This is a genomic window from Streptomyces sp. AMJ-169, assembly GCF_055597585.1.
The window spans coordinates 102,251-115,559 of sequence record NZ_JBVLTJ010000010.1 but is presented as its reverse complement, the minus strand read 5'-3'; the positions used below and the strand labels follow the sequence as shown (position 1 = coordinate 115,559).

The 13,309-nt window shown below is 70.6% G+C and carries 12 protein-coding genes; 6 read left to right on the top strand and 6 right to left on the bottom strand.

The window, feature by feature from the left end:
- Nucleotides 1-16: 16 nt before the first annotated feature.
- On the bottom strand, nt 17-766 hold the full coding sequence (recO, locus tag ACYUD3_RS24575; RefSeq protein ID WP_470973542.1) for a DNA repair protein RecO: 750 nt from the start codon (nt 764-766) through the stop codon (nt 17-19).
- Nucleotides 767-814: 48 nt separating this feature from the next.
- Here recO and ACYUD3_RS24570 point away from each other — a divergent pair, with 48 nt between their 5' ends.
- Nucleotides 815-2,017 carry an MFS transporter gene (locus ACYUD3_RS24570; protein ID WP_470973538.1) on the top strand — a complete coding sequence of 401 codons (1,203 nt, stop codon included), beginning with the start codon at nt 815-817 and terminating at the stop codon, nt 2,015-2,017.
- A 94-nt stretch (nt 2,018-2,111) separates the two neighbouring features.
- Here ACYUD3_RS24570 and ACYUD3_RS24565 read toward each other — a convergent pair whose 3' ends face one another.
- The gene (locus ACYUD3_RS24565) at nt 2,112-2,801 is read right to left on the bottom strand and encodes a tellurite resistance TerB family protein (protein WP_470973534.1); all 690 of its coding nucleotides are present in this window, start codon (nt 2,799-2,801) and stop codon (nt 2,112-2,114) included.
- Nucleotides 2,802-2,983: 182 nt separating this feature from the next.
- A complete protein-coding gene (gene leuA / locus ACYUD3_RS24560) occupies nt 2,984-4,705 on the bottom strand; it encodes a 2-isopropylmalate synthase (protein WP_470973532.1) in 1,722 nt (573 codons plus the stop codon).
- 317 nt (nt 4,706-5,022) lie between these two features.
- Between leuA and ACYUD3_RS24555 the strand changes: the two genes are divergently transcribed.
- The 3 genes from ACYUD3_RS24555 to ACYUD3_RS24545 are packed head-to-tail and all read left to right on the top strand — an operon-like array spanning nt 5,023 to nt 7,700.
- Entirely contained in the window at nt 5,023-6,084 is a 1,062-nt protein-coding gene (locus tag ACYUD3_RS24555; RefSeq protein WP_470973529.1) for a M4 family metallopeptidase, read from the top strand.
- 22 nt (nt 6,085-6,106) lie between these two features.
- Entirely contained in the window at nt 6,107-6,373 is a 267-nt protein-coding gene (locus tag ACYUD3_RS24550; protein WP_470973524.1) for a protealysin inhibitor emfourin, read from the top strand.
- Nucleotides 6,374-6,392: 19 nt separating this feature from the next.
- Entirely contained in the window at nt 6,393-7,700 is a 1,308-nt protein-coding gene (locus tag ACYUD3_RS24545; RefSeq protein ID WP_470973519.1) for a GH1 family beta-glucosidase, read from the top strand.
- A 106-nt stretch (nt 7,701-7,806) separates the two neighbouring features.
- On the opposite strand, the gene era is transcribed toward ACYUD3_RS24545, so the two are convergent.
- A complete protein-coding gene (gene era / locus ACYUD3_RS24540; RefSeq protein WP_470973515.1) occupies nt 7,807-8,814 on the bottom strand; it encodes a GTPase Era in 1,008 nt (335 codons plus the stop codon).
- 174 nt (nt 8,815-8,988) lie between these two features.
- Between era and ACYUD3_RS24535 the strand changes: the two genes are divergently transcribed.
- Nucleotides 8,989-10,299 carry an ammonium transporter gene (locus ACYUD3_RS24535; RefSeq protein WP_470974200.1) on the top strand — a complete coding sequence of 437 codons (1,311 nt, stop codon included), beginning with the start codon at nt 8,989-8,991 and terminating at the stop codon, nt 10,297-10,299.
- On the top strand, nt 10,296-10,634 hold the full coding sequence (locus ACYUD3_RS24530; RefSeq protein WP_470973510.1) for a P-II family nitrogen regulator: 339 nt from the start codon (nt 10,296-10,298) through the stop codon (nt 10,632-10,634). The genes ACYUD3_RS24535 and ACYUD3_RS24530 overlap by 4 nt, the downstream gene beginning before the upstream one ends.
- Before the next feature lie 38 nt (nt 10,635-10,672).
- Here the strand turns inward: ACYUD3_RS24530 and ACYUD3_RS24525 are convergent, their stop codons facing one another.
- Both ACYUD3_RS24525 and ACYUD3_RS24520 read right to left on the bottom strand, forming a co-directional pair.
- A complete protein-coding gene (locus ACYUD3_RS24525; protein WP_470973507.1) occupies nt 10,673-11,653 on the bottom strand; it encodes a DUF916 domain-containing protein in 981 nt (326 codons plus the stop codon).
- A 164-nt stretch (nt 11,654-11,817) separates the two neighbouring features.
- Complete coding sequence (locus ACYUD3_RS24520) at nt 11,818-13,140, bottom strand: beta-xylosidase (protein WP_470973505.1); 1,323 nt, start codon at nt 13,138-13,140, stop codon at nt 11,818-11,820.
- Between the last annotated feature and the right edge of the window lie 169 nt (nt 13,141-13,309).

Genomic DNA, 13,309 nt, shown 5'->3' with positions numbered 1-13,309 from the left:
ATCTACTCCCTACCGATCAGGACTTCTCTACGTACCGCAGTGAGCGCAGCCCGCGCTCCAGGTGCCAGTGCAGATAGGCGGAGACCAGCCCGCTGCCCTCCCGCACGTGCCGGGGCTCGCTCGCGTCCGCGGTCGCCCAGTCCCCCGTGAGCAGCGCCCCGAGGAGGACCAGCGTCTGAGGCGAGGGTACGACGCTTCCGGGGACCCGGCAGTCAGGGCATATCGAGCCGCCCGAGGCCACGGAGAAGAACCGGTTCGGCCCGGGCAGCCCGCACTTGGCGCAGTCCCCGAAGCTGGGCGCGTACCCGTTCACGGCGAGGGAGCGCAGCAGGAACGCGTCGAGGACGAGATGCGGCGCGTGCTCCCCGCGCGCGAGAGTGCGCAGTGCTCCCACGAGGAGCAGGTACTGCTGGACGGCGGGCTCGCCCTCGTGGTCGGTGAACCGTTCCGCCGTCTCCAGCATGGCCGTCCCGGCGGTGTACCGGGCGTAGTCGGCGACGATCCCGCCACCGTACGGCGCGATGGTCTCACTCTGTGTGCACAACGGCAGGCCCCGGCCGACCAGTTCACTGCCCCGGGTGAAGAACTGCACGTCGACGTGGGAGAACGGCTCCAGCCTGGCCCCGAACTTGGACTTGGTGCGGCGCACACCCCGGGCGACGGCGCGTACTCTGCCATGGCCGCGGGTGAGGAGAGTGATGATGCGGTCCGCTTCGCCGAGCTTCTGGGTGCGCAGCACGATGCCGTCGTCGCGGAACAGACTCATGGGCCCATTCTCGCCTACGCGGGGACGCGGAAGGGAAACGTACAGAGCGTGACGCGGGATTTCCGGTGGCTGTGGGGGGCCTATGCGGTCAGTGTGCTGGGGACGTGGCTGGCGTTCGACGCGTTCCCGCTGATCGCGGTGCTCGTGCTGGACGCGCATCCGGCGCAGGTGTCGCTGCTGGCGGCGGTGGGCCCGGCGGTGGGCGCGCTGGCCGCCGTGCCGCTCGGGCCGTGGGTGGAGTTCCGGCGCAAGCGGCCCGTGCTGGTCGGGGCGGATCTGCTGCGGTGCGCGGCGATGCTGAGCGTGCCGCTGGCGTACGCGTGCGGGGTGCTGGGGCTGGCGCAGCTGCTGGTGGTGTCGATGGTCGTGGCGGCGGCGGACATCACGTTCACGGCGGCCAGCGGGGCGTACGTGAAGTGGCTGGTGCCCAAGGAGCAACTGCTGGGCGCCAACTCGTGGTTCGAGTCGACGACGTGGACGGCGACCATGCTGGGGCCGCCGCTGGGCGGGGCGGCGATCGGGATGTTCGGTCCGGTCGTGACCGTCGTGGCCAACGCGGCCAGCTTCCTGCTGTCGGCGCTCGGCATCCGGGCGATCAAGGGGCAGGAGCCGGAGCCGCGCAAGGCGCCCGTGATGAGCGGGCGGGAGGTCCTTGAGGGCTGGCGGTTCATCCTCGCGCACCCGGGGCTGCGCCCGCTGTTCTGCAACGTCGTCCTCGTCAACGGCCTGATCATGGCGACCGCCCCGCTGCTCGCCGTCCTCATGCTGGGCCGGCTGGGCTTCGCGCCCTGGCAGTACGGGCTCGCGTTCGCCCTGCCGTGCGTCGGCGGGCTGCTCGGCTCGCGGCTGGCCCGGCCGCTGACCGCGCGCTGGGGGCGGCGCCGGGTGCTGGTGTGGGCGGGGACGCTGCGGGCGTGCTGGTCGGTGGGGCTGGCGTTCGTCGGGCCCGGGGTCGCCGGGCTCGCGCTGGTGATGGCCGTCGAGTTCGTCCTGATCCTCGGCGTGGGCGTGTTCAGCCCGCTCATGGCGACGACCCGGCTGGAGCTGGTCCCGGCCGACCGGGTGACCCGGGTGCTGTCGGCGTGGTCGGTCAGCACGAAGGCGGGGATCGCGTCGCTGACGGCGCTGTGGGGGGTGCTGGCGGGGGTGGTCGGCACGCGGACGGCGATCGGGGCGGCGGGGGTGCTGCTGATGCTGACTCCGGTGCTGCTGCTGGCGGTTCGGGAGGAGGGGGTGCTGGCGCCGGCCTGACTCCCTTGCGTATCGGCCTTGTTGGCCGGCTCCCGCGTTTCAGGAAGGCGCCCCCCGTCGCCAACTCCCGCGTTTCAAGAAGGCGTCCGCAGCTTCAGGAAGGTGTCCGCGCCGCCGCCAGCAGCCGTGTCACATCCTCCGCGCAGATCGTCAGCGCCGCCCCCACCGTCGCCAGCGTCTCCCGTTCCGCCGGGGTGTACGGGCCGTCCGCGAGCGCGATCCGCGCGCCCTGCAAGAGGATCGACTCCCGTCCCACGCACGCGAGATGGGGTGCCAGCGGGTCCAGCGCCTCGTGCAGCTCTATCGCCAGTCCCGGCCCGCAGGGGGTGCCGTACGCGCGGCCGGTGTCGGCGGCCACCGCCTCGACCAGGGCGACGAGTTGGTCCTCCGTGCAGTCCGGGAAACCGGCCGCCCGGACCGCGCCGACGGCGGTGTCGAGGGCCGTGCGGGAGGTGGTGCCGCCGGCGGAGAGGACCGCGAGGGCGACGGTGTGGACGGCGTCGCGGAGCATCGCGGAGAAGCGGGTGGTGGTCGGGTGGGTGAGGACGTCGAGGCCGTGGTGGCGGCGGCAGGCCGCGCACTCGATCACCGGCCCGGCCTCGCCGCGGGGCAGTACGGGCACGCCGAGGCAGGTCAGCCGCCGTCTGCCGGTGAGCCGTTGGTAGTTGCGGTCGCCGCCGCAGCCGGGGCAGAAGAACTCCCCGTCGCCCACGGGCGTCCACGCGGTCCGGGTGCCCAGGAAGCGCCTCGTCATACGGCCGTCTCGTCCCCGTCCTGGCAGCACGTCGCACCTCCATCCCGCCGCGGCCCCATCGCCACGTCTGCGTGATGTTAGCCACATCCGGGACGTGCAGTCAGCCCTTCTGACGAGACCGGTCCGTTACCTGGGGGCGTGGGTGGCCGATATGCGTCGGGGCCTTGACCGTCGTACACAACGGTCAAGGCCCCGGTTCACCGGCGGGTGAGCTACCTCGTCGCGCGGTTGACGGCGGAGACGACCGCCTTCAGGGACGCGCGGGTCGTGTTGGCGTCGATGCCGATGCCCCACAGCACCTTGTCACCGACGGCGCACTCGATGTAGGAGGCGGCCTGCGCGGAGGCGCCCTCGCTCATCGTGTGCTCCTGGTAGTCCAGCAGCCGTACGTCGATGCCCAGGCTCTGGAGGGCGGCGAAGAAGGCCGAGATCGGACCGTTGCCCGAGCCGGACAGGACGGTGTCCTCGCCGTCGACGGTCGCCTCCACCGTCAGCGTGTCCACGCCGTCCGTGTCGGTCGTCGACTGCCCGGTCTTGACCTGGATACGGCCCCACGGGTTGCCGGGGTTGGGCAGGTACTCGTCCTGGAAGACCGTCCAGATGTCGGCGCCGGTGACCTCGCCGCCCTCGGCGTCCGTCTTCGCCTGGATCAGCTTGGAGAACTCGATCTGCATCCGGCGCGGCAGGTCCAGCTTGTGGTCGTTCTTCAGGACGTAGGCGATACCGCCCTTGCCGGACTGGGAGTTGACGCGGATGACGGCCTCGTAGGAGCGGCCGACGTCCTTGGGGTCGATGGGCAGGTACGGCACGGCCCACTCGATGTCGTCGACGGTGACGCCCTTGGCGGCGGCGTCGGCCTCCATCGCGTCGAACCCCTTCTTGATGGCGTCCTGGTGGGAGCCGGAGAAGGACGTGTAGACCAGGTCGCCCACGTACGGGTGGCGCGGGTGGACCTCCATCTGGTTGCAGTGCTCCCACACGCGGCGGATCTCGTCGATGTCGGAGAAGTCGATCTGCGGGTCGACGCCCTGGGAGAAGAGGTTCATGCCCAGGGTGACCAGGTCGACGTTGCCGGTGCGCTCGCCCTGTCCGAACAGGCAGCCCTCGACGCGGTCGGCGCCGGCCATCAGCGCCAGTTCGGCCGCGGCGACGGCCGTACCGCGGTCGTTGTGCGGGTGGACGGAGATCACGACGTGCTCGCGGCGGGAGAGGTTGCGGCTCATCCACTCGAAGCGGTCCGCGTGCGTGGAGGGGGTCGAACGCTCCACCGTGGCGGGCAGGTTGAGGATGATCTCGCGGCCCGGGCCCGGCCGGTAGACGTCCATGACCGCCTCGCAGACCTCCAGCGCGAAGTCCAGCTCGGTGTCGGTGAAGATCTCGGGGCTGTACTGGTAGCCGAACTCCGTCTCGGGGCCCAGCAGTTTGTCGGCGTACTCCATCACCAGGCGGGTGCCGTCGACGGCGATCTGCTTGATGTCGTCCTTGGAGCCGCGGAAGACGACGCGGCGGAAGACCGGCGCGGTCGCGTTGTAGAGGTGGACGGTCGCGCGGTGGGCGCCCTTCAGGGACTCGACGGTCCGCTCGATCAGGTCCTCGCGGGCCTGGGTCAGTACGGAGATCGTCACGTCGTCGGGGATCGCGCCCTCTTCCTCGATGATCGAGCGCACGAAGTCGAAGTCGGTCTGGCCGGAGGCCGGGAAGCCGACCTCGATCTCCTTGTAGCCCATCTTGACCAGCTGGTCGAACATCCGGCGCTTGCGCTCGGGCGACATGGGGTCGATCAGGGCCTGGTTGCCGTCCCGCAGGTCGGTCGACAGCCAGCGGGGGGCTTGAGTGATGCGCTGCTCGGGCCACGTGCGGTCGGGGATGACGACCTGCTCGTACTGACCGTACTTGTGGATCGGCATGTTGCTGGGCTGCTGGCGGTTCGCCATGATCGCGAGGCTCCTCAGGGGGTCCGGAAGGCCGGCCGACTGTGCAACACGAAGCTCCGCGGGGAGGGAGTCGACCTGTCTACAGGCCCTCGCCGCGGCAGCTAAGGAGAAGCAGCCCGAAACGCATAGTGATCGAACTGTAGCTGAGCTTGCCGTGCCGTGCGGCTCCGTCCCAGTATGCGGGACCGCTGGGACGAACGGGACAAAACGTGCGCTGTACCACACAAGAGCATGGATCACCGCCCTATGTCACCGTATTTCACCAATCATGGTGGCCGGTAGTGACAGCTTCATGACTCAGTGCCAAGGTGCGGGGCATGACCACCTCCGGGGGCCTTGAGCCCGTCTTCTGCACGATCATCCCGCCGCACGTGCTCGACCAGCTGGCCCAGCACGACAACGCGGACGTCGCCGACCGCGTCCGGCGCACCCTGGAGCACGACGCCGCCCAGCGCACCCGCCGCCGGATCACGGCCCTGCGCGCGACCGCGGTGGCCCCGACCACGGGCACCGGCAAGCCCGACCGCACCATCTACGACGCCGGGCACACCACCACCCTCCCGGGCACCGAGGTCCGCGCGGAGGGCGCCGACCCCGTCCAGGACGCCACCGTCAACCGCGCGTACGCGGGCCTCGGCGCGACCTTCGACCTCTATCTGAAGGTTTACGCGCGCGACTCCATCGACGGCGCGGGCCTGCCCCTCAACGCCTCCGTGCACTACGACCAGAACTACGACAACGCCTTCTGGGACGGCACGCAGATGGTCTTCGGCGACGGCGACGGCGAGGTCTTCCTCGACTTCACCATCCCCGTCGACGTCATCGGCCACGAGCTGACCCACGGCGTCACCCAGCACACCGCCAACCTGGAGTACTACGGCCAGTCCGGCGCCCTCAACGAGTCGGTCTCCGACGTCTTCGGCTCCCTCATCAAGCAGTACGCCCTCGGCCAGAGCGCCGCCGACGCCGACTGGCTGATCGGCGCGGGCCTGCTGGCCCCCGCGATCCACGGCACGGCCCTGCGCTCGATGAAGGCCCCGGGCACCGCGTACGACGACCCCCAGCTCGGCAAGGACCCGCAGCCCGGGACGATGGACAAGTACGTGCGGACGAGCCGCGACAACGGCGGCGTCCACATCAACTCCGGTATCCCCAACCACGCGTTCTACCTCTTCGCCACCGAACTCGGCGGCAACGCCTGGGAGAAGGCGGGGCAGGTCTGGTACGACGTGCTGACCGGCGGGGAGTTGCAGTCGGACGCCCAGTTCACGGACTTCGCGAAACTCACGCTGGCGGCGGCGAAGGCCCGGTACGGGGACGGTGATGCGGTCCAGGCGGTGACGAAGGCGTGGTCGCTCGTAGGGGTGCCGACGAGTTAGCCGATGCGTTAGACAGGACCCCATGCGGATTCAGGTGACGCGCACCGGCGGTTTCGCCGGCATCGTACGGCGGGCCGAGGTGGACACCGAAGGGCGTCCCGACGCGGCGGAGTGGCGGGCCCTGGCCGAGCGGGCGCTGACCGCCGGCCAGGGCACCCGCCCCTCGGGAGTGCCCGACGGCTTCAGCTACGAGATCACCGTCGGCACAAAAACCGTCTACGCGGCGGACCCGAAACTGTCCGAGGCGCAACGGACCTTGATCTCAAGGGTGTTGAAGGAGGGGGCGTAGGTGACGGATGATCCCGCCCATGGCGACTGATCCTCAACTCCCCCGTTTCCCCGAGGACTTCCTCTGGGGCGTGTCCACCTCCGCCCAGCAGATCGAGGGCGCGGCGGGCCGTGAGCCGTCCATCTGGGACGAGTTCGCGGCCCGGCCGGGGGCGGTGAAGGACGGCTCGGACACCGCGGTCGCCTGCGACCACGTCCACCGCTACCGCGAAGACGTCGCCCTGCTGGCCGGCTTGGGCGTCGGCGCGTACCGCTTCTCGATCTCCTGGCCGCGCGTACGCGCCGAGGGCGGGCTCGGCTTCTACGACCGGCTCGTCGACGAACTCTGCGCGGCCGGCGTCCGCCCGGTCCCGACCCTCTTCCACTGGGACCTGCCGACGGACCTGGACTGGCTCCAGCGGGACACGGCGGCGAAGCTCGCGGAGTACGCGGCGCGGGTCGCCGACCGTCTGGGCGACCGCGTCAGCAAGTGGATCACCGTCAACGAACCCGCCGAACACACCTTGCTGGGCCACGCGTTGGGCACCCACGCCCCCGGCAGGCAGCTCCTCTTCGACGCGCTCCCCGCCGCCCACCACCAGCTCCTGGCCCACGGCCTGACCGTCCAGGCCCTGCGCGCGGCCGGCGCGGACGACATCGGCATCGCCAACTCCCACGGCCCGACCTGGCCGGCGTCCGAGGACCAGCCGGACGTGGAGGCGGCGGCCTTCTACGACCTGCTGCTGAACCGGCTGTTCGCGGAACCGGTGCTGCTGGGTGAATACCCGGACGGGATGGGCGAGTTGATGCCCGGCGATGTCGCGGCCGACCTGAAGGTCATCTCCGAGCCCGTCGACTGGTACGGGATCAACTACTACGCCCCGACCCGCGTCGGCGCTCCCCAGGGCGCCGAGATCGACTTCGGCGGCGTCCGGATGCCGGCCGAACTCCCCTTCTCCGTACGGGAGATCGAGGGCGTCCCGAAGACGGACTTCGGCTGGCCGGTCGTGCCCGAGGCGCTGACGGAGCTGCTGACGGGCTTCAAGTCCCGGTACGGCGACCGGCTTCCGCCCGTCGTCATCACCGAGAACGGCTGCTCCGGCGACGGCGTCGACGACCGGCACCGGATCGAGTACCTGAGCGGCCACCTCGGCGCCCTGCACCGGGCGATGGCCGAAGGCGTGGACGTCCGGGGCTACTTCGTGTGGTCGCTGCTCGACAACTTCGAGTGGGCGGAGGGGTATGCGCGCCGGTTCGGCCTGGTCCACGTGGACTTCGCGACGCAGGCGCGGACGCCGAAGTCGTCGTACACCTGGCTCCGCAGAGCCCTAGAAGCCCAGTCGGCGTAGCTGCTTGGGGTCCCGCTGCCAGTCCTTGGCGACCTTCACGTGCAGATCGAGGCTGTATCAATTTGCGGCTACCGCCGCGCGGCCGGCGTACACCCCGATCTGCCGATCAGAACCCCAGACGACGCAACTGCTTCGGGTCCCGCTGCCAGTCCTTGGCGACCTTCACGTGCAGATCGAGGAAGACCGGCGTACCCAGCAGCGCTTCGATCTGCTTGCGGGACTTGATGCCCACGTCCTTCAGGCGCTTGCCCTGGGGGCCGATGATGATGCCCTTCTGGCTGGAGCGCTCGATGTAGATGTTGGCGTGGATGTCGAGGAGGGGCTTGTCGGCGGGGCGGTCCTCGCGGGGGAGCATCTCCTCGACCACCACCGCGATGGAGTGCGGGAGTTCGTCGCGGACGCCCTCCAGCGCGGCCTCGCGGATCAGCTCGGCGACCATGACCTGCTCGGGCTCGTCCGTGAGGTCGCCCTCGGGGTAGAGCATCGGGCCCTCGGGGAGCAGCGGGACGAGGAGGTCGGCCAGCAGGCCGATCTGCTTCTCCCCCACCGCCGAGACGGGCACGATCTGCGCCCACTCGATGCCCAGCTCCTTGCCGAGCTGGTCGACGGCGATGAGCTGTTCGGCGAGTGTCTTGGAGTCGACGAGGTCGGTCTTCGTGACGATCGCGACCTTCGGCGTCCGCTTGATCCCGGCCAGCTCCTTGGCGATGAACCGGTCGCCGGGGCCGAGCTTCTGGTCGGCGGGGATGCAGAACCCGATGACGTCGACCTCGGCCCAGGTGGTCCGTACGACGTCGTTGAGCCGCTCGCCGAGCAGCGTGCGCGGCTTGTGCAGCCCCGGGGTGTCGACCAGGATCAGCTGGGCCTCGGGGCGGTGGACGATGCCCCGGACCGTGTGCCGGGTGGTCTGCGGCCGGTTGGAGGTGATCGCCACCTTCTTGCCGACGAGAGCGTTCGTGAGGGTCGACTTGCCCGCGTTGGGCCGGCCCACGAAGCATGCGAAGCCGGAGCGGTGGGCGGGTTCGCCGGAGCGATGGGCGGGTTCGCCGGACTTCGCCCCCGGCTTTCCGGTCGGCTTGCCGGCCTCCGGCGATGACTGATTACGAACGCTCATGCTCCCATTCTCCCTGATCCCCACGGCCCCGCCGCACACGCGCTCGGACCCGTCCCCCAACGGTGAGCTTCCGGAAACCCACCTGCAACGAAACGCCACCGAAACACCGGCGTACGCGACCGGAAACGCACACCGGTGAACCTCTGACGAGCCCCGCACCCGTTGGAGATCACTGTGTACCTAGCCGCCGCGCAGGTGGACACCGGCGACACCGCCTGGCTGCTCGCCGCGACCGCTCTTGTTCTGCTGATGACTCCGGGCCTGGCCCTCTTCTACGGCGGCATGGTCCGTACGAAGAGCGTGCTCAACATGCTGATGATGAGCTTCGTGTCGATCGCGCTGGTCACGGTGGTCTGGCTGGCCGCCGGCTACTCGCTGGCGTTCGGCGAGGACGCGGGCGGCGGGCTGATCGGCGGACTGGAGCACGCCGGGATGGCGGGCCTCGGCCCGGACAGCGTGCACGGCACCGTCCCCACCCTCCTCTTCGCGACCTTCCAGCTGACCTTCGCGATCATCACGGCCGCCCTGGTCAGCGGCGCCATCGCGGACCGCGCGAAGTTCGGCGCGTGGCTGGTCTTCGTCCCCGTCTGGGCCCTCCTCGTATACGTTCCCGTCGCCCACTGGGTCTGGGGCCCCGGCGGCTGGATCCTGGAGAAGCTCGGCGCGCTGGATTTCGCGGGCGGACTGCCGGTCGAGATCACTTCGGGCGCGTCCGGGCTGGCGCTCGCGCTGGTCCTCGGCCCGAGGCTGGGCTTCAAGAAAGACTCCATGCGCCCCCATAACCTCCCCATGGTCATGATGGGCGCCGGCCTCCTCTGGTTCGGCTGGTTCGGCTTCAACGCCGGCTCCGCGCTCGGCGCGAACGGCCTGGCCGCCGCCGCGTTCCTCAACACGATGGCCGCCGGCTGCACCGGCCTGCTGGGCTGGCTCTTCGTCGAGCAGAAGCGCGACGGCCACCCCACCACCCTGGGCGCGGCGTCCGGCGCGGTCGCCGGCCTGGTCGCGATCACCCCGTCCTGCGGCTCGGTCTCCCTGCCGGGCGCGCTGGTCATCGGCCTGGCGGCGGGCGTCGTCTGCTCGTACGCCGTGAGCTGGAAGTTCAAGCTGAACTACGACGACTCCCTGGACGTCGTGGGCGTCCACCTGGTCGGCGGCATCATCGGCACCCTCCTGATCGGCGTCTTCGCGGCGGCGGAGATGACGGGCGGCACGGACGGGCTGCTGTACGGCGGCGGGATCGGCCAGTTGGGCAAACAGGCGCTCGCGATCGTCGTCGTAGGGGTCTACGCCTTCGGGGTGACGTACGGGATCGGCAAGGTCATCGACAAGCTGATCGGGTTCCGCGCGGACGAGGAGCACGAGCACACCGGCCTGGACCTTACGGTGCACGCCGAGACCGCCTACGATCACGGGGTCCTGGGCCATGGCGCCCCGGTCGCCCACTCCGTCCTTCCCTCCGCCCAGAAGGTGACGCCCCCGGCATGAAGCTCATCACCGCGATCGTCAAGCCGTACCGCCTCGAAGCGGTCAAGACGGCGCTCCAGGAACTCGGGGTGCACGGCCTGACCGTCACCGAGGCCAGCGGGTACGGCCGGCAGCGCGGGCACACCGAGGTGTACCGGGGCGCCGAGTACCAGGTCGACCTCGTGCCCAAGGTCCGTATCGAGGTGGTGGTCGAGGACGACGACGCCGAGCCCGCGATGGAGGCGGTCGTCAAGGCGGCGCGGACCGGGAAGATCGGGGACGGGAAGGTGTGGGCGGTGCCGGTGGAGACGGTGGTGCGGGTACGGACGGGGGAGCGGGGGCCGGACGCGCTTTAGCGGTCCCCTAGGGGGCGAGGCGGTCCCCTAGGGATTCCCTAGGTGGCGTTCGCCGGGGTCGGGGCACCCTTAGGGGTCGCCGTCGGCCTCCGGCGCCTCGCCTTCGCGAGGACGACTCCCCCGGCGATCCCGGCCCCGAACGCCACCCCCACCGCGAGCCACGGCACCGCCAGGAACGACGCCCCCGCGGCCTCCTTCGTCCCGGTCGCGCTGGCCGTCAACGTCACGTCCCCCCAGTCGAGTTGGGGCGCGTCCCGCCATGGTTCGCTGAGCCGTACCTTCTGCCCCGGCAGCAGCTCCGCCGGGATCCTGGTGAGCCTCCGTTCGAGCAGCGTCCGCCCGAACAGTCCCTTCGCCTTCAGCTCCACCTGGGGGTGGAGGGTGACGTTGCCGGTGTTGTGGAGGGTGTAGGAGACGGTCGCGGAGCTGTCACCGAGCCCGGGGACCAGCGGCTGGCGGTGTCCGACGCGGACGTCCTCCACAGCGAGCGCGGGCAGCTTCGCCCCGCTGACCTGCAAGTAGACCCGCGCCCCGACAGCCCGCCGCACCCCTAGGGCAACCCCCGGGCCGGCCTTCGCCACCTGCTCGTCCAGCGCGACGATCGCCCCGGGATGATCTCCGGGTTCGGCCCCTAGGGGTACGGAGATGCTGAACGGGACGGTCACGGACTGCCCGCCGGCGACGGTGACCGCCGACTCCGGCAGCTTCGCCCACGCACCGACTCCCAGCATCCTCTCCCCGGCCGACTTCACGGCGAAGCCCCCGTCGCGGGCGGTGTTGTAGGCGTCGGCGGCGTAGAGCCGGAAGGTGAGGGGGCCGGCCGTCTTGTTGGCGACGACGACCTTGTCCTCGACGGTCCGGCCGGGGGCGGTGGAGAGGTAGAAGTAGGGGCGGGCGGAGACGGCGGTGGCGACGGGGTAGACGGACCAACTCCCGTTGTCGGCGGCGTGACTTGGCGCCGGGGAGCCGAGCAGGGCGAGGAGGAGGGCGCCGAGGATGACGTACAGCTTGTCCCGCATGGGCGGCAACTCCTCGCGGAGGGAAGGGGGTTGGGCGGCCGGACGGGTGCGGGCCTCCGGTGCGGGAGGCGCCCGGACCGCTTGTCGGACTCGGACCTGAACTCGGGCTCGGGCTCGGCTCAGCTAAGGTTCGGGCCCAGGCCCAGCCCAGCTCAGGTTCGGGCTCAGGTCAGCGTCAGTGTCAGCACCCCCGCGTACGCCCCCGGCGGCGTGAACGCCGGTACAGCAAGCGAGAGTTGCGCGTCCGCCGTGAACTCCCCGCCGGTCATCGTCCCGTCGGGCGTCGAGGCGAGCGTCGCTCCCCCGCTGCCGACGACACCGGCGCTCCCGGCCTGGCACACACTCGGCGACCCCGTCTTGGTCGCGCACTTCGGTGTCCAACTCAGCTTGTCCGCCCCGATCTTGGCGCCGGACCCGGTGAAGTCGGTGACCTTGCCGGTGAGCGACCAGCCGGCCGGGCCGCCGCGGAAGTCCTTGACGGTGACGGTCTGGAGCGCGCCGGTCGAGGAACCGCCGCTGCCGAAGTCGACGGCGGACAGCGCGACCGAGTCCCCGGCCTGGGACATGGAGAGCGTGCCGGCCTTGACGGTCGTCGTCACCTTCTGGCTGTTCGCCGGGATCGGCGTGTTGTCGATGACGACGTACGCGACGGGCCCGGCGCCTTTGTCCGCGCTCCACGCGCCGCCCTCGTAGGCGACGATCCCGGTGGTGGTCAGGTCACTGACGGTCAGTGAACCCGTAAAGGAACCAGCTGAGTTGGCGGTGGCCGTCGCCGTGTCCTGGGTCTGGGCGGTGCCGGAGCGGCCGGCGAGGGTGACGGTCGCGCCCGGGGTGAAGTTGCTGCCGGTCACCGCAACTGCCGTACCGGGGCTGCCGGATGCCGAACTCAGGGAGATCGCACGGGTGTTGGCGGGCGGGTTGGCGGCGGCGGTGACCGTCTCCGACACCGGGGCGGGCGGGTTGGTGACCGTGCAGGGGGTGTCGAGTTCCAGGATGTAGCTGGTGTGGATGTTGTAGTCGCCCGGGGAGAGGGTGATCGCGCCGGGGGCGGTGACGGTGAACGTGCCGGTCATCGAGAAGGACGGGAAGGTGCCGCGGCCGGGCACCGGGTCGTTCTTCTTGGGCCCGGCGACGGTGACCGTGCCGGTCTGGGCGCCGCCGAGGACGACCTTGCCGGTCGGGGTCATGATGTCGGCCGGGAGGGCGAGGTCGGTGGGGTTGTTCGCGGCCGGGGTGACGACCGTGTAGGTGACCGTGACGGTGTCGCCGACCTTGGGCGCCGTGTTGTCGACGTCGATCCGGGCGGTCGTGGTGCCGTCGATGGGCGGCAGGCCCGCGACGGCGGGCGGGATGCAGTGGGTGGCGAAGTCGACGTTCTGCCCGGCCGCGCCGGCGGGACAGGCGAACGCCGCGCCGGCGGCACCGGCCAGCAGGACCGCGCCGAACAGCGATATGAGGCGCCGTCTTCGAGTGGGTGTCGAACCCATGGGTGCCCCCTCCTTCCAAGGGGTCGGCTTCGTCCGCGCCGACAGGGGGCATTGACGGGCAGCGGCGGCGAGAAGTCAATGGAGCGGGAGAGGGAAACTGACGGTCAGTCAGCTTCAGGAACTGACTGACCGTCATATCACTTTGCTTCGGCGCGGATTGGACCCGCGG